Origin of the sequence: Pseudomonas sp. G(2018), assembly GCF_005502415.1 — a bacterium.
In the GTDB taxonomy this organism is placed as follows: Bacteria; Pseudomonadota; Gammaproteobacteria; order Pseudomonadales; family Pseudomonadaceae; genus Aquipseudomonas.
Window position 1 is genome coordinate 105,951 of sequence record NZ_SCOO01000014.1, and the last position, 23,968, is coordinate 129,918.

16 protein-coding genes, 1 tRNA gene and 3 pseudogenes are annotated in these 23,968 nt (G+C 61.4%); 13 read left to right on the plus strand and 7 right to left on the minus strand.

Annotated elements, in window-relative coordinates:
• Positions 1 to 76: 76 nt before the first annotated feature.
• The gene (locus FFS64_RS15855) at positions 77 to 301 is read right to left on the minus strand and encodes a YgdI/YgdR family lipoprotein (protein WP_095194243.1); all 225 of its coding nucleotides are present in this window, start codon (positions 299 to 301) and stop codon (positions 77 to 79) included.
• Positions 302 to 497: 196 nt separating this feature from the next.
• Between FFS64_RS15855 and FFS64_RS15860 the strand changes: the two genes are divergently transcribed.
• The 3 genes from FFS64_RS15860 (at position 498) to FFS64_RS15870 (ending at position 6,448) form a co-directional block, all read left to right on the plus strand.
• Complete coding sequence (locus FFS64_RS15860; RefSeq protein WP_137806163.1) at positions 498 to 2,165, plus strand: VRR-NUC domain-containing protein; 1,668 nt, start codon at positions 498 to 500, stop codon at positions 2,163 to 2,165.
• The gene (locus tag FFS64_RS15865) at positions 2,162 to 4,429 is read left to right on the plus strand and encodes an ATP-dependent DNA helicase (protein ID WP_137806164.1); all 2,268 of its coding nucleotides are present in this window, start codon (positions 2,162 to 2,164) and stop codon (positions 4,427 to 4,429) included. The genes FFS64_RS15860 and FFS64_RS15865 overlap by 4 nt, the downstream gene beginning before the upstream one ends.
• Positions 4,430 to 4,525: 96 nt before the next feature.
• A complete protein-coding gene (locus FFS64_RS15870) occupies positions 4,526 to 6,448 on the plus strand; it encodes a PAS domain-containing sensor histidine kinase (protein ID WP_137806165.1) in 1,923 nt (640 codons plus the stop codon).
• Here the strand turns inward: FFS64_RS15870 and FFS64_RS15875 are convergent.
• From FFS64_RS15875 to FFS64_RS15890, 3 genes and pseudogenes are all read right to left on the minus strand, one after another.
• Complete coding sequence (locus FFS64_RS15875; RefSeq protein ID WP_137806166.1) at positions 6,426 to 7,790, minus strand: sodium:proton antiporter; 1,365 nt, start codon at positions 7,788 to 7,790, stop codon at positions 6,426 to 6,428. The genes FFS64_RS15870 and FFS64_RS15875 overlap by 23 nt on opposite strands.
• Before the next feature lie 5 nt (positions 7,791 to 7,795).
• A pseudogene (locus FFS64_RS15880) lies at positions 7,796 to 7,918 on the minus strand (NAD(P)-dependent oxidoreductase); the annotation flags it as partial.
• A 228-nt stretch (positions 7,919 to 8,146) separates the two neighbouring features.
• Positions 8,147 to 9,301 carry a MalY/PatB family protein gene (locus FFS64_RS15890; RefSeq protein WP_137806167.1) on the minus strand — a complete coding sequence of 385 codons (1,155 nt, stop codon included), beginning with the start codon at positions 9,299 to 9,301 and terminating at the stop codon, positions 8,147 to 8,149.
• A gap of 335 nt (positions 9,302 to 9,636) precedes the next feature.
• On the opposite strand from FFS64_RS15890, the gene fdnG reads away from it, so the two are divergent.
• The 7 genes from fdnG (at position 9,637) to FFS64_RS15925 (ending at position 18,801) form a co-directional block, all read left to right on the plus strand.
• Positions 9,637 to 12,702, plus strand: coding sequence for a formate dehydrogenase-N subunit alpha (gene fdnG, locus FFS64_RS15895; RefSeq protein ID WP_137806168.1), 3,066 nt, complete (start codon positions 9,637 to 9,639; stop codon positions 12,700 to 12,702).
• A complete protein-coding gene (fdxH, locus tag FFS64_RS15900) occupies positions 12,703 to 13,650 on the plus strand; it encodes a formate dehydrogenase subunit beta (RefSeq protein ID WP_137806169.1) in 948 nt (315 codons plus the stop codon).
• Positions 13,647 to 14,300, plus strand: a complete 654-nt coding sequence (locus FFS64_RS15905) for a formate dehydrogenase subunit gamma (protein WP_137806170.1) — start codon at positions 13,647 to 13,649, stop codon at positions 14,298 to 14,300. The genes fdxH and FFS64_RS15905 overlap by 4 nt, the downstream gene beginning before the upstream one ends.
• Positions 14,301 to 14,304: 4 nt before the next feature.
• Positions 14,305 to 15,246 (plus strand): formate dehydrogenase accessory protein FdhE, encoded by a 942-nt coding sequence (fdhE, locus tag FFS64_RS15910; protein ID WP_137806171.1) that lies wholly within the window; start codon positions 14,305 to 14,307, stop codon positions 15,244 to 15,246.
• Between the two features lie 118 nt (positions 15,247 to 15,364).
• Entirely contained in the window at positions 15,365 to 16,795 is a 1,431-nt protein-coding gene (gene selA, locus FFS64_RS15915; protein WP_137806172.1) for an L-seryl-tRNA(Sec) selenium transferase, read from the plus strand.
• Positions 16,792 to 18,699 (plus strand): selenocysteine-specific translation elongation factor, encoded by a 1,908-nt coding sequence (gene selB, locus FFS64_RS15920; RefSeq protein WP_137806173.1) that lies wholly within the window; start codon positions 16,792 to 16,794, stop codon positions 18,697 to 18,699. Before selA ends, selB begins: the two co-directional genes overlap by 4 nt.
• Positions 18,700 to 18,705: 6 nt before the next feature.
• A tRNA-Sec gene (locus tag FFS64_RS15925) sits at positions 18,706 to 18,801 on the plus strand.
• A 107-nt stretch (positions 18,802 to 18,908) separates the two neighbouring features.
• Here FFS64_RS15925 and FFS64_RS15930 read toward each other — a convergent pair.
• Positions 18,909 to 20,243 carry an OprD family porin gene (locus tag FFS64_RS15930; RefSeq protein ID WP_137806174.1) on the minus strand — a complete coding sequence of 445 codons (1,335 nt, stop codon included), beginning with the start codon at positions 20,241 to 20,243 and terminating at the stop codon, positions 18,909 to 18,911.
• Between the two features lie 178 nt (positions 20,244 to 20,421).
• On the opposite strand from FFS64_RS15930, the gene FFS64_RS15935 reads away from it, so the two are divergent.
• A complete protein-coding gene (locus tag FFS64_RS15935; RefSeq protein WP_137806175.1) occupies positions 20,422 to 21,498 on the plus strand; it encodes an AI-2E family transporter in 1,077 nt (358 codons plus the stop codon).
• A 68-nt stretch (positions 21,499 to 21,566) separates the two neighbouring features.
• Positions 21,567 to 22,031 (plus strand): MaoC family dehydratase, encoded by a 465-nt coding sequence (locus tag FFS64_RS15940; RefSeq protein WP_137806176.1) that lies wholly within the window; start codon positions 21,567 to 21,569, stop codon positions 22,029 to 22,031.
• Between the two features lie 4 nt (positions 22,032 to 22,035).
• Here the strand turns inward: FFS64_RS15940 and FFS64_RS15945 are convergent, their stop codons facing one another.
• Positions 22,036 to 22,890, minus strand: coding sequence for a LysR family transcriptional regulator (locus FFS64_RS15945; protein ID WP_137806177.1), 855 nt, complete (start codon positions 22,888 to 22,890; stop codon positions 22,036 to 22,038).
• Positions 22,891 to 23,023: 133 nt separating this feature from the next.
• On the opposite strand from FFS64_RS15945, the pseudogene FFS64_RS15950 reads away from it, so the two are divergent.
• Positions 23,024 to 23,812 (plus strand): annotated as a pseudogene (locus tag FFS64_RS15950) (DMT family transporter); the annotation flags it as partial.
• A 45-nt stretch (positions 23,813 to 23,857) separates the two neighbouring features.
• Here FFS64_RS15950 and FFS64_RS15955 read toward each other — a convergent pair.
• Positions 23,858 to 23,968: pseudogene (locus FFS64_RS15955) on the minus strand (TauD/TfdA family dioxygenase); the annotation flags it as partial.

Below are 23,968 nucleotides of genomic sequence, written 5' to 3' on the forward strand. Positions count from 1 at the left end.
GGTTGGCCAGAGCTGGACAAGGTTGGCGCATATCCTGTGGGAGCGAGCCTGGTCGCGAAGAGCGATAACGCGGACTCTAGTCTTCCTGGCGAATCGTGGTCACTTCATCAGCCTTGACCTTGACCTTCGCCCCGGAAATATCCTCGAACTCGAAGAAGCCGTCCTTGGTCTTGGTTTTCGGCATGTCCTTGGTCAAATACTGGGTGCCATTCTGCAGGGTGACCACCGTTGGCGTGGAGCACCCGGTCAGCATCATAAAAGCCGCTGCTGCCAAGGGAAAACCCAGAGTCTTGATGTTCATATCCACCTCTAACACTTCAAAAAGAACGCAGCGACTGTCGCGTTCGACAGCACCTCTATCGCGGTTGGTGCAACGGATCGGGAGAAAGTTCGACGCTGCGGAAAAAATTTCCTGACAACGCCTCCGCCCATCCTTTTCCGATTGCACCGGGCGGGGCGTTGCTGGTATCTGTACGCATAACCAGTACTCGCTCGCCATGGCCCATTTTCCCGTGACCGCAAACCCCCTCGACGATCCGTTCTATTACTTGAACAACTTCATGCAAGTGCTTGATTGGCTTGAGCATCGCTATGCCGATGTGTTGAGCGTCGAGGAGCAACGGTTCATCGACGCGTTCAATGGCTTGCCCCGTGAATCCCGGGCGTTGCTGGTCAGGATGGTGATGCGCAAGGGCATTCATTTCAGGTGCAGCAAACTGCATTACGTTGAAATCGGTGACATCGCCAGCGCAGCCGAACCGCTTGTGGTACTGGGTTGGGTCGATGAACAGCTGCCGTTGTCGGTCGAGGAGCTGTTCGACCTGCTGCTCAAGGCAGAAATCGTTGATTGGCTGGGCAGCGCCATTGAGCAGCCCAAGGGCAAAAAGGTCGATTGGTTGCCGGCACTGATCGAGCAATTTCCCGAGTCGCGCAGCTTCGCTCAATGGTGCCCGTCGCTGAACGACCGCCTGTTCAGTTTGACCATCATGGGCCTGTGCGATCGCTTGCGCTTGATGTTTTTCGGCAATCTTTATCAGGACTGGTCGGAATTCGTGTTGGCCGACCTGGGCATCTTTACCTACGAAAAAGTCGAGTTCTGTGCGGATTCCCGGGGTCTTCGCAGCCGTGAGGACGTGGATGCCTGCATGTTCCTTCATCAATGCCAGCAGCACTTCGAGGCTGGAGAGGCAGTGGTCGATGTGGTCGAGCAGATCAACGGGCTGACGCTGACCAATCCCTGGCTGCAAAGACGTCGTGACAAGCTGCTGTTCCAGATCGCCCAACACTGCGAACGCATGGCGGACTTTTCCATGGCGCTGGCGTTGTACCGCCAATGCGCCTATCCGGGCTCACGTCAGCGGCTGATCCGCGTGCTGGAGCGCTGCGGAAAATATGAACTGGCCCTGGACCTCGCCACCCAGGCCGAACAATCGCCACAAAGCGCCGCCGAACAACAGCAATTGCTGCGCATGGTGCCCCGGCTGCGGCGCAAGCTGGGCGGGCCACCCGTGAAGCGTCCGTCTGCGCGGGAAATGTTGCGCCTGGAGCTGCAATTGCCCCGGACCGACCCGGAGATGTCGGTGGAGTTTTACGTTCAGGCGCACCTGGCGCAAGCGTCGGCGCCGGTGCATTACGTCGAAAACAGCCTGATCAACTCACTGTTCGGCCTGTTGTGCTGGCCAGCCATTTTCGCGCCGCTGCCGGGAGCCTTTTTCCACCCGTTCCAGCGCGGTCCGGTGGATTTGCTCAACGAGGACTTCCATGAGCGACGGGCCGAACTGTTCAAAGCCTGCCTGGCGGAACTGGACGACGGTCGTTATCTGTCGACCATTCGCAGGCGCTATAGCGAAAAATGGGGCGTGCAATCGCCCTTCGTCTTTTGGAACGTACTGAGCGACGAATTGCTGGAGCTAGCCCTGGACTGCTTGCCGGCCGAGCACCTCAAGCACTGGTTCAACCGGCTGTTGCTCGACATCAAGGCCAACCGCGCCGGCATGCCGGACCTGATCCAGTTCTGGCCTGAGCAAAAAACCTACCGCATGATCGAAGTCAAAGGCCCGGGGGATCGTCTGCAGGACAACCAACTGCGCTGGCTGGAGTTCTGCCATGAACACTGCATGCCGATTGCCGTGTGCTACGTGCAATGGGCGGAGCAGGGCGCTTGAGCTACAGCATCGCGGTGCGGGCGCTGTGTGAGTTCACTGCCAAGGTCGGCGACCTCGACCTGCGCTTCACGCCGTCTCCGACCGCGCTGGAAGGCATCGTCGGCCATCGCACGGTGGCGTCCCGGCGCAGCGAGGGCTATCAGAGCGAGGTCGCGCTCGAAGGCTTCTATCAGAATCTGAAGGTCAAAGGTCGGGCGGATGGCTACGATCCCGCGCAAAACTGCCTGGAAGAGGTCAAGACCTACCGCGGCGACTTGAGCAAACAGCCGGTCAATCACCGTCAACTGCACTGGGCTCAAGCGAAAATCTACGGGTGGCTGATGTGCCGCAAACTTGAGCTTGGGCAGATCAATCTGGCGCTGGTGTATTTCGACATCGTCAGCGAAAAGGAAACCTGTCTGGTCGAGACTTTCAGCGCCCCGCAGCTGCAGCAATTCTTCGAAGACCATTGCGCTCGGTTCCTGCACTGGGCCGAGCGGGAAATGGCCCATCGCGAGGGGCGCAACCGGGCGGCGCAGGCGCTGACGTTTCCCCATGTCGATTTTCGACCCGGGCAGCGTCATCTCGCTGAATCGGTGTTCAAGGCCGTCAGCACCGGCCGTTGCCTGATGGCCCAGGCGCCGACGGGGATCGGCAAGACCGTCGGCACGCTGTTCCCGATGTTCAAGGCCCTGGCGCCACAGCAGCTGGACAAGGTGTTCTTTCTCACGGCGAAGACCCCGGGGCGCAAACTGGCTCTGGATGCGGCGCAGGTCATCATTGACAGTGCCGATGCTCCGCCCTTGCGCGTTCTGGAGATGATTGCCCGGGACAAGGCCTGCGAGTACCCGGACAAGGCGTGCCATGGCGAATCCTGCCCGTTGGCCCAGGGTTTCTATGACCGCTTGCCGGCCGCGCGCCAGGCCGCCAGTGAACTGAACCTGTTGGATCAAAGTGCATTGCGCACGATCGCCCTGGCGCATGGGGTATGTCCGTATTACCTGAGTCAGGAAATGGCCCGTTGGGTCGACGTGGTGATTGCCGATTACAACTATTACTTCGACTTCAGCGCGTTGCTGTTCGGGTTGGCCCAGGCCAATCAGTGGAACGTCGCGGTACTGGTGGACGAGGCCCACAATCTGGTGGAGCGCGCACGGCAGATGTACAGCGCCAGCCTCGATCAGGCGACCCTCGACACGGTACGAAAAACCGCTCCCGAGCCGTTGAAAAAGCCGCTCCAGCGGGTCAATCGCGAATGGAACGCCCTGCATAATCAGCAGCAGGGCGCCTATCAGGCTTATGACAAGACCCCGGAAAAACTGCTCCAGGCGATGTCATCCTGCAGTGCCAGCATCGGCGACTACCTCAACGATCACCCGCAAGGGCTGGACAGCACCCTCCAGGGTTTTTACTTCGACTTGTTGCAGTTCAGCCGTGTGGCTGAGCTCTTCGACGAACATTTCCTGTTCGATATCAGCAAACGCGACCTTGAGCGCAAACGACAACGCTCGCAGCTGTGCCTGCGCAACGTGGTGCCTGCCAGCTTCATCGGGCCGCGCCTGACGGCTGCACGCAGCACCGTGCTGTTCTCGGCGACGCTCAGCCCGCGCCACTATTACGCCGATCTGCTGGGCACGCCGGCGAACACAGTGTGCATCGACGTCGAATCGCCATTTGACGCCGACCAGTTGCAGGTTCACATCGTCAGCCGGATTTCCACCCGGTTCGTCCATCGCCAGGCGTCCGTGGCGCCGATTGTCGAGTTGATCGCCAACCAGTTCAGCCAGCGCCCGGGCAACTACCTGGCGTTTTTCAGCAGCTTTGATTATTTGCAGCAAGTGTCGCAGTTGCTGGCCGAACGACATCCGGGGATCAGGCAGTGGTCGCAGTCCCGGGGCATGGCAGAAGCGCAACGCCAGCAATTTCTCGATCAGTTCACCGAAGGTAGCGAAGGCATCGGTTTTGCGGTGCTGGGCGGGGCATTCGGCGAAGGCATCGACTTGCCCGGTGCACGGCTGATCGGCGCGTTCATCGCCACCCTGGGACTGGCGCAATTCAATCCGGTCAACGAACAGCTGAAACGGCGCATGGCCGCGATTTTCGGTACCGGCTACGACTACACCTACCTGTATCCCGGCGTGCAGAAAGTGGTGCAGGCTGCCGGGCGAGTGATCCGTACGCAGCAGGACCAGGGCGTGGTGATGCTGATCGATGATCGTTTTGGCGAGAGCAAGGTCAGGCAATTGCTGCCGCGCTGGTGGTCGATTGGCAAATCGCTTGCTTGAGGCATCGGGGTTGCTCGGGTGAGCGCCGAAGTTTCGGCTTTTCAAATCGACAGTTTGTCGCATACTCCAGAAAAACAAGCATGACGCGAGAATTCAATGAGCGAGGATCGAGCCAAAGTGGACGTAAGCGATGAGACTCGCTTCCGTCTGCTGATCGATGCAGTGGTCGACTACGCGATCTACATGATTGATCCCGACGGCATCATTACCAGCTGGAATGCGGGTGCCAGGCGGTTCAAGGGGTATGAGGAGGCCGAGATTCTCGGTCAGCATTTCTCGCGGTTCTACACCGACGAGGATCGCCAGGCCGGTTTGCCGCAACGGGCGCTGGACACGGCGATTCGCGAAGGGCGTTTCGAAGGCGAGGGCTGGCGTGTGCGCAAGGACGGCACCCACTTCTGGTCCCATGTGGTGATCGATCCGATCCGCGATCCCTCGGGCCGGTTGCTGGGGTTTGCCAAGATCACCCGCGACCTGACCGACCGCAAAATGGCCGAGGAAACCCTCAAGCAAAGCGAACAGCAATTTCGCTTGCTGGTGCAAAGCGTCACCGATTACGCCATCTACATGCTCGCCCCGGATGGCCGCGTGACCAACTGGAATCCTGGCGCCCAGCGCATCAAGGGTTATACGCCCGAAGAGGTCATTGGCCAGCACTTTTCCATGTTTTACACCCCCGAGGATCGCGAAGCCGGCGAGCCGCTGCGCACCCTGGACGTTGCGGTGCGCGAAGGGCGGTTCGAAAACAAGGGCTGGCGCCTGCGCAAGGATGGCACGCGGTTTTTCGCCCATGTAGTGGTGGACCCGATCTGGGGGGACACGGGCACATTGCTCGGGTTCGCCAAGATCACCCGTGATATCACCGAGGCGGCACAAGCGCAGCAAGCCCTCGAGCAAACCCGCGAGGCGCTGTTCCAGGCGCAGAAAATGCAGGCCATCGGCCAGCTCAGTGGCGGGATTGCCCACGACTTCAATAATTTGCTGACCGTGATTCTCGGCAATCTGGAAATCGTCCGTAAGCGCATGCCAGACGATCCGAGAATGACCCGTCTGCTGGACAACGCCGTCCAGGGCGCCTTGCGTGGCGTCTCCCTGACCCAGCGCATGCTGGCGTTTGCCCGGCGCCAGGAACTCAAGGCCGAAGCCGTCGAAATACCGAAGCTGGTGGAGGGCATCACCGGTCTCCTGCGCAGCTCTCTGGGGCCTACGGTGAAAATCGAAACCCGCTTTACGCCAGAACCCGAGCCGGTGCTGGCCGACGTCAATCAGCTTGAGCTGGCGGTTCTAAACCTGGCGACCAATGCGCGCGATGCGATGCCCAATGGCGGAACCATCGTGCTTGGCACGCGCACGGAAGTGGTCCTGGACCATCCCCATTCATCCCTGGTAGCGGGGCGCTACGTGTGCTTCTCCATCACCGACACAGGGGAAGGCATGGATGACGCTACCCTGTCTTCGGCAATGGACCCGTTTTTCACCACCAAAGGTGTCGGCAAGGGGACGGGGCTGGGTCTGTCGATGGTGCATGGCTTTATCGAACAGATGGGCGGGCGCTTCCTGCTCAAAAGCGAGAAGGACAAAGGCACCACCGCCGAACTCTGGCTGCCGGTCGCCAAGGCCGGTTCGGTGACCGGGCCACAGGTCACGGAGCCGGACGCACCGCAGGTTCAGCGACTGAATGTACTGGTGGTCGATGACGACAGCCTGGTGTTGACCAGCACCTGCCTGTTGCTGGAAGACCTGGGACATAATGTCAGCATCGCCGAATCGGCTGCCCAGGCGCTGCAGTTACTGGAAAGCGAGCAGCACTTCGATCTGGTCATCACTGATATGGCCATGCCGCAAATGAATGGCGCGCAGTTGGCGCAGGCCATCCAGATCATGATGCCGAACCTGCCGATCATCCTCGCCACGGGGTATGCCGAACGCCTGGATGGCTTCGCGGCCAGACTCCCACGCCTGTCCAAGCCCTTTACCCAGATAAACCTGGTGGACATCATCGCTGCGGCGATGAAGTGAGTCGTCGGTTGTGTTGCTCATATCGCGCCAGCAACGGCTGGGTGCTGATGCCGTGCAACAAAATGCTCAAGGCCACCACCGACAGCGTCAGGTCGGTACACAGGCCGGCCACCGCTGGCGGGAGATCGTGGTTCAAGGCGTAGAACAGATAATAAAAGCTACCGATACCGCGAATCCCGAACCAGCCGATCAAAAGACGTTGCCGGCCGTTCAGCAAACTGCCCCAAGGCACGAGCGCGACGCTCAGGGGCCGAATTACGCAGAACAGCACCAAAGAAATCGCCAGTGCACGCCAGTCCCAGTGCCCGATCAGTACCACCCCGAGCAGGGTCACCAGAAACACTTCCATGGCCCGTTCGACCAGGCCGCCGAAAGACAGCATGTCACCGATCATGATGCCGGCGGCGACCTGGCCCTCCTCAAGATTCGCCACATCGCCATGCACGGCGGCATCGGGCTCGACATTCTGATGACCGACCACCGCTTGCACCAAGTGTTCGGCCGGCGGTTGGGCGTGCCCCGTTGACTTGACCTCGGCCCGACGCAAGCCCAGACCGGCGGCGAACACCGAGAGAAAGCCGTAGCCATGAACCGCCTCGGCCGCGACATAGGCCAACGCAATCAGGGCGAACGTCAGGTAATCGTTGGGGGAGAGGGTGCTGTCGGCATTGCGGATGCGCATCGACAGGGTCAGGCGTCCGATGCCGCGTCCCATGCAGTAGCCGATCAGCAAACCGGCGGGCACAGCCCATAACAGACGTTTGAGCGCCCAATCATCCAGCCAGGCACCGGACGAACCCTCGCTTTGTTGCAAGAACAGCAAACCGAGGATCACAAACGGAAAAGCGATGCCGTCATTGAGACCGGCTTCGCCGGAGAGCCCGAAACGTACCGGGTCGTCATCCTTGGCATCGTTGACCTGCACCAGGGACGCGAGTACCGGATCGGTGGGCGCCAGAATCGCGCCGATCAGTAATGACGGCCCCCACGCCAGGCCGAAGGCAAAGTGCAGTAACAGGCAGACACCGGTAATGCTCAGCAGCATCACCGGCCCCGCCAGGCCGAACGCCACCCGCCACTTCCTGTCCTTGAGCGGCAGTCGCAGCTTGAGCCCGCAGACGAACAGCGAAAACAGCACCGCCACTTCCGTCAGGTGCTCCATCCAGACCGCCGCATCCTTGATATCCAGCCTGAGCCAGCCCAGGCCCGCCGGCCCGATCGCCACCCCCAGGGCCAGGCACACGGCCGAAGTGGTCACCGGCAGCCAGCGCAGGTACGACGAGGTGAGTGCCAGCGTCAGTAACACGGCACCCAACACCGCAACCCAGGCGATAAAGCTCATGGCCGGGCGATCTTGCCTTCAAGGCGTCCCGAGCCTTTGTAGCTTTGCCCGCCACAGTCCATTTTGCGCTGGGAGCCGGGGACGGGCTGCTGTTGTTTGGGGAAGGGTGGTTTTGGATAGTCGGTCATCATTGATCTCCGGTCTCAGCGTGGGGAGTCAAAGGGTTGACCGTTTTGTTCTGGCTTGAGTTCGGTTGGATTCCAGATGGCTTGCAAGGCAATTACAAACGCATCGGACCCTGTGGGAGCGGGCTTGCCCGCGATAGCGGAGTGTCAGTCGACACAAACGTTGACTGTGCCGGCGTCATCGCGGGCAAGCCCGCTCCCACAGGTAGTTTCAGCGTTTCAGATGGCGAATCAGGTGTTGAGGCTACGCAAGCTGCGCTCCATCCGCGCAATCCCTTCCTCCAGCAACGACCGTGGGCAGCCGAAGTTCAGGCGCACGAACTGTTTGCAGTCATCGCCGAAATCCAGGCCCGGGCTCAGCCCGACTTTTGCCTGTTCGAGGAAGAACTGCTGCGGGTTGTCCAACCCCAGCGCCGTGCAGTCGAGCCAAGCCAGGTAGGTGCTTTGCGGCACGTTCATGGTGATGCCCGGCAGGCGGCTGCGCACGGCGTCGACCAGGTAGTCGCGATTGCCTTGCAGATAAGCGCTCAACTCGGCCAGCCAGGGGCCGGCCTCGCTGTAGGCCACCCGGGTGGCTTCCAGGCCCAGCGGGTTGACGCTGTCGACCATGCCGCAACGGGCGTGGTTGACCCGCTCGCGCAGATGGCGGTCCTGAATGATCATGAACGAGGTTTTCAACCCGGCGATGTTGTAGGCCTTGCTGGCCGACATCAGGGTGATGGTGCGCTGGGCGACTCGTGGGCTCAGGGTCGCTATCGGAATGTGTTTGCGCCCGTCGAAGCACAGTTCGGCATGGATCTCGTCGGAGATGATCCAGGCATCGTGCTCCTGGCAGATGTCGGCGATGGCTTGCAGTTCTTCCCGAGGGAACGCCTTGCCCAGCGGGTTGTGCGGGTTGCTCAGCAGCAGGGCGCCACCGCCTCGCAGCGACTGGCTCAGAGTGTGCAGCGGGGTGGCGTAGGTGCCGTCCGCTTGCGTGTCGAAATTCAGCTCGACCTTGTTCAGGCCCCAATGGCCCGGCGCATGGCGCAGCGGCGGGTAGTTCGGGACCTGCACCACGACATTCTGTTGCGGTTGCACCAGCGCCTTGAGCGCCATGTTGAAGCCCGACTCGACCCCCGGCAGGAAGATCAGTTCTTGCGGTTCGACACGCCAGGCGTACTTGTTCCACAGGTCGGCAACGATGGCCTCGCGCAGGTTGTCCGGGGCTACGCTGTAGCCGACCATCGGGTGTTCAAGACGCTTTTGCAGGGCCTGGATGATCATCGGTGGCGCGGCGAAATCCATGTCGGCAACCCACATCGGCAATACGTCGGCCGGGTAGCGGCTCCATTTGGTGCTACCGGTGTTGTGGCGGTCGAACACCTGATCAAAATCGAAAGTCATGCGCGGTCTCGTAACGGCAGGATTGGATATGGCGCCATGATAAGCGCCAATCCCCTGTGGGGGCGAGCCTGCTCAATAGTCATAAAACACAAACCCTGTGGGAGCGGGCTTGCCAGCGATGACGGCGGCACAGTCAAAATTGATGTTGGCTGACCGACCGCTATCGCGGACAAGCCCGTTCCCACAGGTTTCGACAAACGGCCGACGGTCGGTTTTCACACAGCTTGTCAGTGTGTTGACTAAAGTTTGAGATGTCGGCAGCCCGTCTGCCGCGACCGTGATTGTCCAGAAAAATCCGGCAAAGCACCGGATCTCCACCTGATCAGGAGTGCACGATGGACCTCAGCCGTCGTCAGTTCTTCAAGGTCGCCGGTATCGGCCTTGCAGGCTCTAGCCTGGGCGCGTTGGGCATGGCCCCGACGCCTGCCTTTGCCGAACAGGTGCGTCATTTCAAGCTCGCCCACACCCATGAAACCCGCAACACCTGCCCGTATTGCTCGGTCGGCTGCGGGTTGATCATGTACAGCCAGGGCGATGCGGCGAAGAATGTCGCGCAAAACATCATTCACATCGAAGGTGACGCCGACCACCCGGTCAACCGCGGCACCCTGTGCCCCAAAGGCGCCGGCCTGCTGGACTTCATTCACAGCCCCGGACGCCTGCAATACCCGCAAGTGCGCAAACCCGGCAGCGACGAGTGGACGCGTGTTTCCTGGGATGAAGCGCTGGATCGCATCGCCGACCTGATGAAGGCCGACCGCGACGCCAACTTCATCGAGACGAACGCCCAGGGCCAGACGGTGAACCGCTGGCTGACCACCGGTTTCCTCGCGGCATCGGCGGCATCCAACGAAGCGGGCTACATCACCCACAAGGTCATTCGCAGTCTCGGCATGCTGGGGTTTGATAACCAGGCGCGTGTCTGACACGGCCCGACGGTGGCAAGTCTTGCCCCGACGTACGGCCGTGGTGCCATGACCAATACCTGGACCGATATCGCCAACGCGAATCTGGTTCTGGTGATGGGCGGCAACGCAGCAGAAGCGCACCCATGCGGCTTCAAGTGGGTGACCGAAGCCAAGGCGCACAACAAGGCGCGGCTGATCGTGGTCGATCCGCGTTTTACCCGGACCGCCTCGGTGGCCGACTATTACGCGCCGATCCGCACCGGCACCGACATTGCCTTCATGGGCGGGCTGATCAACTACCTGCTCACCGAGGACAAGATCCAGCACGAATACGTGCGCAACTACACTGACGTGTCGTTCATCGTCAAAGCCGGCTATGGCTTCGAGGATGGCATTTTCAGTGGCTATGACGCGGCCAAGCGCCTCTATACCGACAAATCCGGATGGGGTTATGAACTCGGTGCGGACGGTTTCGTCAAGGTCGACCCGACCCTGCAGGACCCGCGCTGCGTCTATCAATTGATGAAACAGCACTACAGCCGCTACAGCCTCGAACTGGCGAGCCAGATTTGCGGCATGCCGGTCGATGCCATGCAGAAAATCTGGGAAGAAATCGCCACTTGCTCGACACCGGGCAAGACCATGACGATTCTCTACGCCCTGGGCTGGACCCAGCATTCGATCGGCTCGCAAATCATCCGCAGCGCGGCGATGGTGCAACTGCTGCTGGGCAACGTCGGCATGCCGGGCGGTGGCGTGAATGCCTTGCGCGGGCATTCCAATATCCAGGGGCTGACCGACCTGGGCCTGTTGTCCAACTCGCTGCCGGGCTACCTCACGCTGCCCGGCGATGCCGAGCAGGATTACAACGCCTATATCGTCAAACGCACGCAAACACCGCTGCGTCCCGGGCAGCTGTCCTATTGGCAGAACTACCGCAAGTTCCACGTCAGCCTGATGAAAGCCTGGTACGGCGCCAATGCCACGGCCGAGAACAACTGGGGCTACGACTACCTGCCGAAACTGGACATTCCCCAGTACGACATCCTCAAGGTCTTCGACCTGATGGGCCAGGGCAAGGTCAACGGCTACATGTGCCAGGGCTTCAACCCCATTGCCGCGTTGCCCGACAAGAACCGGGTGATGACGGCGCTGGCCAAGCTCAAATGGCTGGTGGTGATGGATCCGCTGGCCACCGAAACCTCGGAGTTCTGGCGGCATGTCGGGCCGTTCAACGATGTGAAGAGCGCCGATATCCAGACCGAAGTGATTCGCCTGCCCACCACCTGTTTCGCCGAGGAAGACGGTTCGCTGGTCAACAGCAGCCGCTGGTTGCAATGGCACTGGAAAGGCGCCGACGGCCCGGGCGAGGCGCGCACCGACGTGCGGATCATGAGCGAGTTGTTCCTGCGCCTGCGTCAGCGTTACCAGGCCAACGGCGGTGCCTGGGCCGAGTCGATCCTCAAGCTGTCGTGGCCCTACAAGATTGCCGACGAGCCTTCGCCGGAGGAACTGGCAAAAGAAATCAACGGCAGCGCCACCACCGATTTCACCGACGCCACGGGCGCGGCGATCAAGGCCAATGCGCAACTGTCCGGCTTCGGGCAGCTCAAGGACGACGGCAGCACCGCGTCCGGTTGCTGGATTTTCTGCGGCAGCTGGACCGAGACGGGCAACCAGATGGCCCGGCGCGATAACAACGATCCGTTCGGCATGCATCAGCATCAAGGCTGGGCCTGGGCCTGGCCGGCCAACCGGCGGATTCTCTACAACCGCGCCTCGGCCGATCCGCAAGGCAAACCGTGGGACGAGAAAAAACGCCTGGTGTGGTGGAACGGCAAGGCCTGGGGCGGCACCGATGTGCCGGACTACAAGGCCGATGTGGCGCCGGAAGCGGGGATGAATCCGTTCATCATGAACCCCGAAGGCGTGGCGCGGTTCTTTGCCGTCGACAAGATGAACGAAGGCCCGTTCCCCGAACACTACGAGCCTTTCGAAACCCCAATCGGCATCAACCCGTTGCACCCGCAAAACAAGAAAGCCACCAGCAACCCGGCAGCGCGGATCTTCGATTCGGTATGGGACACGCTCGGCGTGGCCAAGGATTATCCGTACGCCGCCACCAGCTATCGGCTGACCGAGCATTTCCACTTCTGGAGCAAGCACTGCAGGCTCAACGCGATCAGCCAGCCTGAGCAATTCGTCGAAATCGGCGAAGTGCTGGCCAAGGAGAAGGGCATCGTCGCCGGTGACCGTGTGCGCGTCAGTTGCAAGCGCGGGCACATCGAAGCGGTGGCGGTGGTGACCAAGCGAATCCGGCCGTTGCAGGTCAACAATCAGGTGGTGCATCAGATCGGGATCCCGCTGCACTGGGGCTTTACCGGCCTCACGCGCCACGGTTACCTGACCAACACCCTGGTGCCGTTCCTCGGCGATGGCAACACCCAGACCCCGGAATCCAAGTCATTCCTGGTCAACGTGGAGAAAATCTAAATGGCCAGCCAAGACATCATTGCCCGCTCGGCCACCACCACCGTGCCATCCTCGGTGCGTAACCTGGAGGAAGTCGCCAAGCTCATCGACACCACCAAGTGCATCGGCTGCAAGGCCTGCCAGGTCGCCTGCTCGGAATGGAACGAGCTGCGCGACGAGGTCGGCCATAACCTCGGTACCTACGACAACCCGCAGGATTTGAGCGCAGAAACCTGGACCCTGATGCGCTTCACCGAACACGAAACCGATGCCGGCAACTTCGAATGGCTGATCCGCAAGGACGGTTGCATGCACTGCGCCGAGCCCGGTTGCCTGGCGGCGTGCCCCAGTCCCGGGGCGATCATCAAGCACGCCAACGGCATCGTCGATTTCGACCAGGACCACTGCATCGGCTGCGGTTACTGCATCACCGGTTGCCCGTTCAACATTCCGCGCATTTCGCAGAAGGATCACAAAGCCTACAAATGCACGCTGTGCTCGGACCGGGTGGCCGTAGGGCTGGAGCCGGCCTGTGTGAAAACCTGTCCGACCGGCGCCATCGTGTTCGGCACCAAGGAAGACATGAAGGAGCATGCCGCCGAACGCATCGTCGACCTCAAGAGCCGTGGTTTCGATAACGCCGGCCTATATGACCCGGCTGGTGTCGGCGGCACCCATGTGATGTACGTGCTGCACCACGCCGACACGCCGAAGCTGTATGCCGGTCTGCCGAGCGACCCGGTGATCAGTCCCCTGGTCGGCCTGTGGAAAGGCCTGAGCAAACCCCTGGCGCTGCTGGCGATGGGCGCGGCGGTGCTGGCCGGGTTCTTCCACTACGTGCGCGTCGGGCCGCAGGTGGTCGAAGAGGATGAGCTGCCCCACGGCCCGGACCCGGCGGTGCATGAAATCGATCCAGCGGTGCACACCTATGATCCCAAGCACCCTCCGAAGACAGGGGACCGATCATGATCCGCAAGCAGATCCTTCGCTACACCGCCAACCAGCGCACCAATCACTGGCTGGTGGCGATTCTGTTTTTGATGGCCGGGTTGTCCGGGTTGGCGCTGTTTCATCCGGCGCTGTTCTGGCTGAGCAACCTGTTCGGTGGCGGCCCCTGGACACGTATCCTGCACCCGTTCATGGGCGTGTTGATGTTCCTGCTGTTTCTCGGCCTGGTGGTGCAGTTCTGGCGCGCCAATTACTTCATCAGCAATGACCGGTTGTGGCTGCGACGCATCGACCGGGTGATGCGCAACGAGGAGGAGGGCGTACCACCGATCGGCAAGTACAACCCGGGGCAGAAGTTGCTGTTCTGGACTTTACTCCTGTGCATGCTGGTGCTGCTGTTCACCGGGTTGGTGATCTGGCGCGCGTACTTCAGTGAGTACTTCGGCATCACCAGCATTCGCTGGGCGATGCTGCTGCATGCACTGGCCGGTTTCGTGCTGATCCTGAGCATCATCGTGCACATCTACGCCGGAATCTGGATCAAGGGCTCGGTCAACGCGATGATGCATGGCTGGGTCAGCCGCGCCTGGGCGCGCAGGCACCATGAACTGTGGTACCGGGAAGTCACCCGTGACGAGCGCCCCGAGCCGCCGTTGAACAAAAAAGGATAAGGATTTGGCGACCATCCTCGAACCCGGACAAATCGAAGCGGCGGCTGGTTCGCCGCCGTTTCTGCACCTGCCGCCGCACAACCTGTTCAGCCTGCGCGCCGAGCGCCTCGAGTATCTGGCCCAAGGGCATCAGGACGTGAGACATCCGCTGGCCGATTACCTGCAGCTGCTGGCCGGGGTGTGCCGGGCGCAACAGCAAGTGCTGGATGACCCGCCGCTCGGCGAACCCCTCGACCGACAACGCATCGAGCTGTGCCTGCAGCACGGACTGCCGCCATTCGCCGCCGACAGCCTGAGCCGCGAGGACGATTGGCAGGTGTATTTCGATGCCTTTTTGCAACGCTACACCGCCCCCGAACAACCCGCCGTGGCCGAGGCGCTGGACACCTTGCGTCAAGCCGCCCCCGGACAACGCCGGGCCTGGGCGGTGGCACTGGTCAGTGGCCAGTATTCGCTGGTGCCGGCAGCTTTGGTGCCGTTTCTCGGCGCGGCCTTGCAAACCGCCTGGAGCCATTGGCTGCTGAGCACGCCGAATTTGCAACTGACACAAGGCACCAGCCTGAGCCAGTGCCCGGCCTGCGGTTCGCCTGCCATGGCCGGCGTCATCCGCAATCGCGGCAAGCACAACGGTTTGCGCTACCTGGTCTGTTCGTTGTGCGCCTGTGAATGGCACGTGGTGCGGGTCAAGTGTGTGTATTGCGAGCAGAGCAAAGGCCTGGAGTACCTGAGCCTCGAAGACGATCGCCACGCCGCCAATCAGGCGCCGCTGCGGGCCGAGGTCTGTCCGGGCTGCAATGCCTATCTGAAGCTGCTCTATCTGGAAAACGACGCCCACGCCGAAGCGCTGTCGGCGGACCTGGCCAGCCTGATGCTGGACATGCGTCTCACCCAGGACGGTTACCAGCGGATGGCGCCGAATCTGCTGCTCGCGCCGGGAGACGAGTGAGTACAGGGTCTACACTCTGGATGTGGGAGCGAGCCTGCTCGCGAAGGGGCCGGGTCAGATGCCGCCAGTCTCCAAACTGACCACTGCCCTCCAACCCCTTCGCTTTCCGGAGCGCCTGATGCCCGCAAGCCTTGTCAGTCAAATCCCGCATCTGCCTTCCATCGACAGCCTGTTGCGCCACCCGGCGTGTGACCCCTTGGCCGAACGCTACGGGCGTGAGGCATTGCTGGCCGCTTTGCGGCAATTGCTCGATGAAGTGCGGGAAAGCGTGCACCAAGGCCAGGTCGAAGCCGTTGAAACCAGCCCCGAGGTACTGGCGGGCCGAGTCGGAGAACGCCTGGCCAATCAGCATCGCAGCCGTGTGCGTCGGGTCTTCAATCTGACCGGCACCGTGCTGCACACCAATCTGGGCCGCGCCTTGCTGCCTGAGGAAGCCATCGAGGCCGTACACATGGCTGCGCGCTACCCGCTCAATCTGGAGTTCGACTTGCACAGCGGCAAGCGTGGTGACCGCGATGACCTGATCGAAGGGCTGATCCGCGAGCTGACCGGCGCCGAAGCGGTGACCGTGGTCAACAACAATGCCGCCGCTGTGTTGCTGACCCTCAACAGTCTGGGGGCGCGCAAGGAAGGCATCATTTCCCGGGGCGAGCTGATCGAGATCGGCGGCGCCTTTCGCATTCCCGACATCATGGCTCGCGCCGGGGTCAAGCTGCACGAAGTTGGCACCACCAACCGCACCCACGCCCGCGACTACGAAGCCGCCATCGGCCCGCGCAGTGGCCTGGTGATGCGCGTGCATGCGAGCAACTACGACATTCAGGGGTTCACCACCCGGGTGCCCACGGCGCAACTGGCACAACTGGCGCATCAACATGGCTTGCCGCTGCTCGAAGACCTGGGCAGCGGCAGTTTGCTGGACCTCACGCGCTGGGGACTGCCCGCCGAACCCACGGTGCGTCAGGCCTTGCTCGACGGGGCCGACATCGTCACCTTCAGCGGTGACAAGTTGCTTGGCGGTCCGCAGGCCGGGTTGATTGTCGGGCGCAAGGACCTGATCACGCGGATCAAAAAAAACCCGTTGAAACGCGCGCTGCGTGTCGACAAGCTGACCCTGGCCGCCCTCGAAGCGGTGCTGGGCCTGTACCGCAACCCGGATCGATTGGCCGAACGCCTGCCAAGCCTGCGTCTGCTGACACGGCCCCAGGCGGAGATCCTCGCCCAGGCTGAGCGCCTGCAACCGTCACTGGCGCGGGTGCTGGGCGCTGCCTGGAGCGTCAGTGCGGTGCCGGCGCTGGGTATGATCGGCAGCGGCAGCCAACCGGTGGCGCGTTTGCCCAGTGCCGCCCTGTGCCTGCGTCCGCACAGCTCCAAGCGTCTGCGCGGGCGCTGTCTGCATGGTTTGGAGGAATCCTTGCGCGGCTTGCCGATCCCGGTCCTCGGGCGCATTGATGACGACGCCTTGTGGCTGAACTTGCGGCAACTGGACGACGAACCGGCTTGGCTGGCGCAGCTTGACCGGTTGCAGATCGGGGACCGGGCAGGGTGATTGTCGGCACCGCAGGGCACATCGATCATGGCAAGACCGCCTTGCTCCAGGCCTTGACCGGGCAGACCGGCGACCGACGCCGGGAAGAGCGCGAACGCGGCATGACCATCGACTTGGGCTATCTGTACGCCGAGCTTGAACCGGGCGCGGGTTTGACCGGTTTCATCGACGTGCCCGGCCATGAGCGCTTCACCCATAACATGCTCGCCGGCGCGCAGGGCATCGATCTGGTGCTGCTGGTGGTGGCGGCCGATGACGGTGTGATGCCGCAGACCCGTGAGCATTTGGCGATCGTCGAATTGCTCGGCATCCCGCGGGCATTGGTGGCGATCAGTAAATGCGATCGGGTTGAACCGGCTCGGGTGCACGTCGTGCGCGAGCAGATCGGCGCTTTGCTGGCGCCCGGTCCGTTTGCCGATGCGCCATTGATTGCGTTGTCGAGCGTGACCGGCGAGGGCATCGTAACCCTGCGTCAAGCCTTGCTGGATGCACAACGTGAAGTGCAGCAACGCAGCCTCGACGGGGTTTTTCGCCTGTGGATCGACCGGGCGTTCAGCGTCGCCGGCGCGGGTATCGTGGTCACCGGCACCGCGCTGTCCGGGCAGGTGGCGGTGGGCGATACATTGCTGCTGGGTCCCCTCGGAAAACCGGTACGGGTGAGGGGGCTGCATGCGCAGAATCAAGCTGCCGAAAGCGCCATGGCCGGGCAGCGCGTCGCGTTGAACCTGCATGCCGAACGCCTGGCACTGGAGCAGATGCATCGTGGTCAATGGCTGGTGGCCGAATGGCTGTACGCACCGACCCAGCGTATAGATATCCACCTGCAATTGTTGGCGAGCGAATCCCACCCTTTCGAGCATTTCCAACCGGTGCATGTGCACATTGGCACTCAAGACGTGAGCGGACACGTGGCCTTGCTTGAAGACGCCATCCTGGCGCCGGGCGAGCGGATGTTCGCGCAAATCTTGCTCAATAGGCCGGTGCAGGCCGTGAAGGGCGATCCGTTGATCCTGAGGGACCAGAGCGCGCAACGTACCCTGGGTGGTGGACGGGTACTCGACCCGTTTGCACCGACCCGGCACCGTCGCAGTCCCGAGCGAATCGCACAATTACAGGCGCTGACCCAATCCACACGGCTCGAACGGATTCTGCCCGCGTTGCTGGCCAATAGCGACACGGGACTTGACCCCCAGCACCTGGAGCGGCAATTCAACAGTCCGCGTGCCACTTGGGTGTTGCCTGAGGACGTGCGTTTGATCGAAACACGGCAAGGGCCGGTGTTGTTCGACGCTGTTCGCTGGCAGGCCTTGAAAGCCGAACTGCTGCAACACCTGGCGCGCTTTCATGAGCTGGAACCGGATCAAATGGGTCCGGACCGTGATCGACTGCGGCGTTTCACCGGGACGGCCCTCGACCGCCCGACCTTCATCAGCCTGCTCGACGAATTGCTTGCCAGCGGTGCCATCGCCGCCAACGGGCCATGGCTGCATTTGCCCGATCATCAGGTACGCCTGAGTGAAGAGGACGAAGCCCTGTGGCAGCAATTACAGCCGATGTTCGAGGCGGGCGGCTTCGATCCACCGTGGGTGCGTGAACTGGGGCATGACGAAGCCACGGTGCGCTCGCTGCTGCGCAAAATGGCCCGGTTGGGGCTGATGCATCAGGTGGTGCGGGATCTGTTCTATACCGACACGATGATCCGTCGTCTGGCGGCTATGCTGTTGCAACTGGCCGACGCCAATCCGGTGATCCAGGTGGCGGCGTTTCGCGATGCGGTGGGCCTGGGGCGCAAGCGCAGCATCCAGATTCTCGAATACTTCGACCGGCTCGGCCTGACCCGCCGGTTTGGCGACAAGCGCCATATCCGTCAGGACAATGCCCTGGCCCGGCGAACGGATCCCTGACTTTGAGGAAGGTAATCGCGCCCGGTGGCGCGGCCGGGCTTCAAACCCGGTTGGGGACGGCATCCGTTCCCGGGCAGGTTCGACTCCGGCTACCTTCCGCCAGTTTCCAATTAACCGACCTGACTTTTGCGGCTGTACCCCCCGATCTGATTCTGTAGATACTCTGTTCACGGTCAAGCTTTTAACAGGTGTCTTGCGCCAGTTTCTGGTCAGAAACGCCCGAGACCCAGTGGGTACTGGATGATGACGTAAACCCTGTCAATGTCATCACCGGCCTGGGCAGCGTTGGCCCGATGAGACACATGGGACACCTGCAGGGATAAGCCCTTGGCCGCTCCGGACTGCACAATGTAGTGCAAGTCGATGTCGCGCTCCCAATGCCGACCGCCAGATCCTTGTTGCGGCACAAACTCACCCACCGCCGCATCGAACGGGTTGTACGCGCCGCCCTTGGGCGCGTGGGTACCGTCGATCCCGCTACCCCTGACATAACGCGTCATGAACTTCAGGCCGGGGAGGCCAAACGTGGCCAGGTCGAGGTCGTAACGTACCTGCCATGAGCGCTCACCCGCGCCATTGAAGTCGGCGTACTTGATCGAGTTGGCCAGGTAGATCGAATCACCACCGACAAAATCGAAGGGTGTGTCGCCATTGATCTTTTGCCAGGCCAGGGTAAAGGCTTGCGCATCGACGGTGTACTTGCCCGACAGACTGAGCGCAGTGTTGTCGATGGCGCCCGCCAGTGCCTGGCCGGTGTCCCACGTGTGGTAGAGGTTGGCGTCGAGGAACCATTGGTTTTGCTTCAAGTGCAGATTGCCGTAGTACTGATGCCAGGTGTCGGTCAGCTCCGAGGCATAAAGCGCACCGCCGATGGGGCGCTGGGTGAACAGGTCGGCGCCCAGGAACGAAATGCCGCCCGCTTCGGTATTGGCGCCATAGCCGAAAAAATTGCCCTTGGCCGATGAACTGTCCTGGTTCTTGAACGCGGTGAAGTGTCCGGCCCTAAGATTCAATCCCTCGATTTCATGACTGTTCAACAGAAACCCCGTGGCATATTCCGGTTGCAATCGCTTGTCCGCGGTGTCGAACACCGGGGTTTCCACCAGCATCTCACCATAGGCCAGCGTGGTTTTCGACGCGTTGATTTTCAGGGCACCGCCAGCGCTGGAGTAGTTGGGCTCACTGCGCCCGTCACTGTCGACCGGCAACAGCCCTGTGCCGGAATGACCTTTGCCGCCATCGAGTTTCAAGCCCAAAAAGGCATGGGCATCGAGTCCGACGCCAATAGTGCCGGGTGTGAATCCCGACTCAAATGTGCCGATAAAGCCTTGCGCCCATTCCTGCCGATAGCTCTTGCCGGATGGCGAAGGAGAGCGGTAGTCGCTGTTGAGGTAAAAATTTCGACTCAGTAGGTCAAGTGATGCGCCCTCGAGAAAGCCCTGGGCATTTTGCGCCGGCTCATCGGCCGTGACGTCCCAGCTGGCGAATAACAGTGGTAGCCACAGAGACAGTCGGGCAGCGCAATCGTATGAGAAAAACGTCATAAGCCAATCCAGTCGCGGTTGTTTGCCTGGAGCAAAGCATCGTTACTTGAATTGAAGCGCGAGTATTGAGCCGATGTGCTGAGTTGCGACGCTGATCAATCAGAACGCAGATCCGGTTGAGCGTCTATGCTGGGCAAACCGACTCCCCATCTTCGCAGTGAACTGCCAGGAGACTTCAATGGTACCCAGTCCGCTCTCAGAGAAGGCCTTGTCCCGTGGGTTACTCGATGTCTTGATCCGCGCCGGGTTGATATTGGTTCTGGTGCTGTTCTGCTTCGAGATCTTCAGTCCGTTCCGCGACTTGATGCTGTGGTCGCTGATCCTGGCCATCACGCTGTACCCGTTGCAGAAAAAGCTCATGGGGCCGCTGGGGCAGAAGGAAGGGCGGATTGCCACCTTGATCGTGCTGGTGTCCATCGTGATTCTCATGGTGCCGATCTACCTGTTGGGCACTTCGATTGCCGACTCGGTGGAACATGCCATGACGGTCGTCAAGAACGAAGGCTTGCAAATTCCCCCGCCGTCCGAGTCCGTCGCCAGCTGGCCGCTGATCGGCAAGCCGCTGTCGGCCATCTGGTTGCAGGCCGCCACCGATCTGCCCGGATTGACCGAGAAATACATCCCGCAAATCAAAGGTGTAAGCCTGACGCTGCTGGGCAAACTGGCCGGCGTGGGGATGGGGTTTTTGACCTTTATCTTCGCCCTGATCATCGCCGGCATCTTCATGGCCTACGGCGAAGCCGGCAGCCGTGCGTCGGTGCAGATCGCCTCGCGGGTCAGTGGTCTGGACAGAGGGCCGAAGATCGCGGCGCTCTGCACCGCCACGATTCGCGCCGTGGCGCTCGGCGTGGTCGGTATCGCATTCATCCAGATGCTGCTCGTGGGCCTGGGATTTGTGTTCAAGGGCATACCCGGTGCCGGGCTGCTGGCGCTCGCGGTGCTGTTGCTGGGCATCATGCAATTGCCGGCGACATTGATCACGCTACCGGTGATTGCCTATGTGTTTGCCACCGAGGGCGCCAGTACGGTGACCATCGTGTTTGCCATCTACGTTTTCGTCGCCGGGCTGGTGGACAACGTACTCAAGCCGTTGATGCTGGGGCGCGGCGTCGACGTGCCGATGCCGGTGGTGCTGATCGGCGCCTTGGGCGGGATGGTCACCGGCGGCATCATCGGTCTGTTCATCGGCCCGGTGGTGCTGGCGGTCGGGTACCAACTGTTCTGGCAGTGGGTGGAGGATCGGCCACAGGAGTAGGGGGCCACAACCTGGTTTGCGCAGTATCATAAACTGCCGAACTGCCGACACTTGCAGAGGGTTGAATCATGACCGTTCATGCCTGGGAAAAGCTCTACCTCGATGACCTGCAACTGGGGCAGGTGTTTGAAAGCGACACCCTTCGCGTCGACCGAAACGCGATGCTGGCGTTTGCCCAACAGTTCGATCCGCAACCTTTTCATCTTGATGACGAGGCCGGCAGCATGAGCCTGTTCGGCGGGCTGGCAGCCAGCGGCTGGAACACCGCGGCGCTGACCATGAAACTTCTGGTCGACAGTGTGCCGTTGGCCAACGGCATCATCGGCCTGGGCATCGAACTGAACTGGCCGCACCCGACCCACGCGGAGGACGAATTGCGGCTGACCACGACCGTGAAAGCCATCGAACCGTCCGCCACCAAGACCGACCGGGGCGTTGTGACCATGTTGATGGAAACCCGCAATCAGCATGGCAAAACGGTACAGCGAGCCACCGGCAGACTGCTGGTGTTCAGGGAACCGGCACCGGATTGAGCGGTCATTGGTTGATTCGCTCGAAGCAGGACACCAGGAAACTCATCACTGCCTGGACGGACGGAATGTGCCGGATGTCGTTGTGCACCAGTAACCACACGTCACGCTCCAGTCGCGGTCCCTCGGCCTCAACGGCTTGCAGGCCGTAACGCGCGCCGATAAAACCGGGCAGGGCCGCGATACCGGCCCCGGCCTGGACGAAATTGGCCTGGATATTCAGGTCATTGCTACGTAGAAGGATCGGTCGATCTCCCGCCTGTTCCTTGAGCCAGACCTGCTGCGGACTTTGATCGAGACTCTCGTCGTAGGCAACGAACACCCGATCCTGCGGAGCCGTGTTGGCCAGGTAATCCTGCGAGCCATACAGCGTGAATGACACCGTGGCGACCTTGCGCACCACCAGGTCCGGCTCCTTGGGCCGGCTCAGGCGCACGGCGATATCGGCGTCACGACGCGACAAAGAGGCACTGTCCAGGCTGCCAATCAACTGCAACGACAAAAGCGGGTATTGCTCGCGCAACAGCTTGATTCGCGGTGCGATCAACGCACAGGCCATGGCCGGCGGAGCGCTGGCGGTGACTTCGCCGGCATGGCTTTCCTGGCCGGTTTGCGCCGTGCGCTGCACCGCGAACGACTCGCTTTCCATGCGCTGCCCCGACTGGGCGATGCGCTCCCCATCCACCGTGAGTACATACGAGCGCGGGCGTCGGTCCACCAGTTTCACGTTCAGTGAGCTTTCCAGCGCACTGATACGCCGCGCTACCGTGGCGTGGTCGACATTCAGCTTGCGAGCCGCCGCCGAGAGCGATCGCTCCTGGGCGAAAACAATGAAATAGCGCAAATCCTCCCAATCGAACATGGGCGTTTTCTCACAGATGAGGTGAACAAACAGGGAATTTTTTCCCATCGCCAAGCTTGAAAGAATAGTCCGGCGCCTGAAGTGCAGGTGCGAACGATCGGCAGTTTGTCGAGCGATTGGCGAGGTAACAACCATGAGCAAAGCAACCCCGCTGGCCTATGCCGGCATCCTGGGTGCCACGTTTTTCTGGGGCACCAACTTCAACGCCGGAGCCTACATCATCAAGAGTATGGCTCCGCTGAGCGCATCCATTGAGCGCTTCTCCATCTCGACCCTGTTATTGCTGCTGATCTTCGGCCTGGGGGGCAAGCTACGGTTCAGTGTGCTGCAGAACAACCTGCTGGCGTTCATCGGTCTGGGGCTGCTCGGATTTACCGGGTTCAGTGTCGCAACGTTTTTCGGCCTGCAAACCACCACGCCTATCAACGGCGCGCTGATCCTGGCGACCACGCCGCTGTGGACCATGATCCTTGCCGTGCTGCTGGAAGGCGAACGGATCGATCGCGGCCGTGCCATCGGCCTGGTCCTGGGTTTGCTTGGTGTCGGCCTGGTGATCACCCGTGGCGATATCCAGGTATTGCTGGGGCTTAAGGTGGTCAGCGGTGACGCGATGATCCTGGCCGGCAGTATGGCCTGGGCGGCGAACATGGTCGGCCCCCGGCGGTTCGTCAGTGACTCGACGCCATTGGAAACCACCAGTTTTTCCATGTTGTTCGGTGTGCTTGGCCTGATCGTACTGGGCTTCCTTCTTGAAGACCCGATCGCCAGCATCCGCGACGCTTCACTTGCCGTGCATGGTGCCGTGATTTACCTGGCAATCGGCGGGTCAGTGGTGGCCTACCTGCTGTGGTTCAAAGGGATTCATGCCATTGGCGCCGCGCGAACCTCGATTTTCTTCAACCTGGCGCCGGTGTTCACCATGTTGGTGTCGTCGCTGATGGGGGTGCTACCGAATGTCTGGCAGTTGCTGGGTGCTGCGGTTGTCCCAGATGGCGATGCTGTTGGGCTTCCAGCGCCAGCGCACCTGGTACTCGGGAACGTAGGCCTGGCTGATCAGGTAGCGCAGCAACTCACTGGC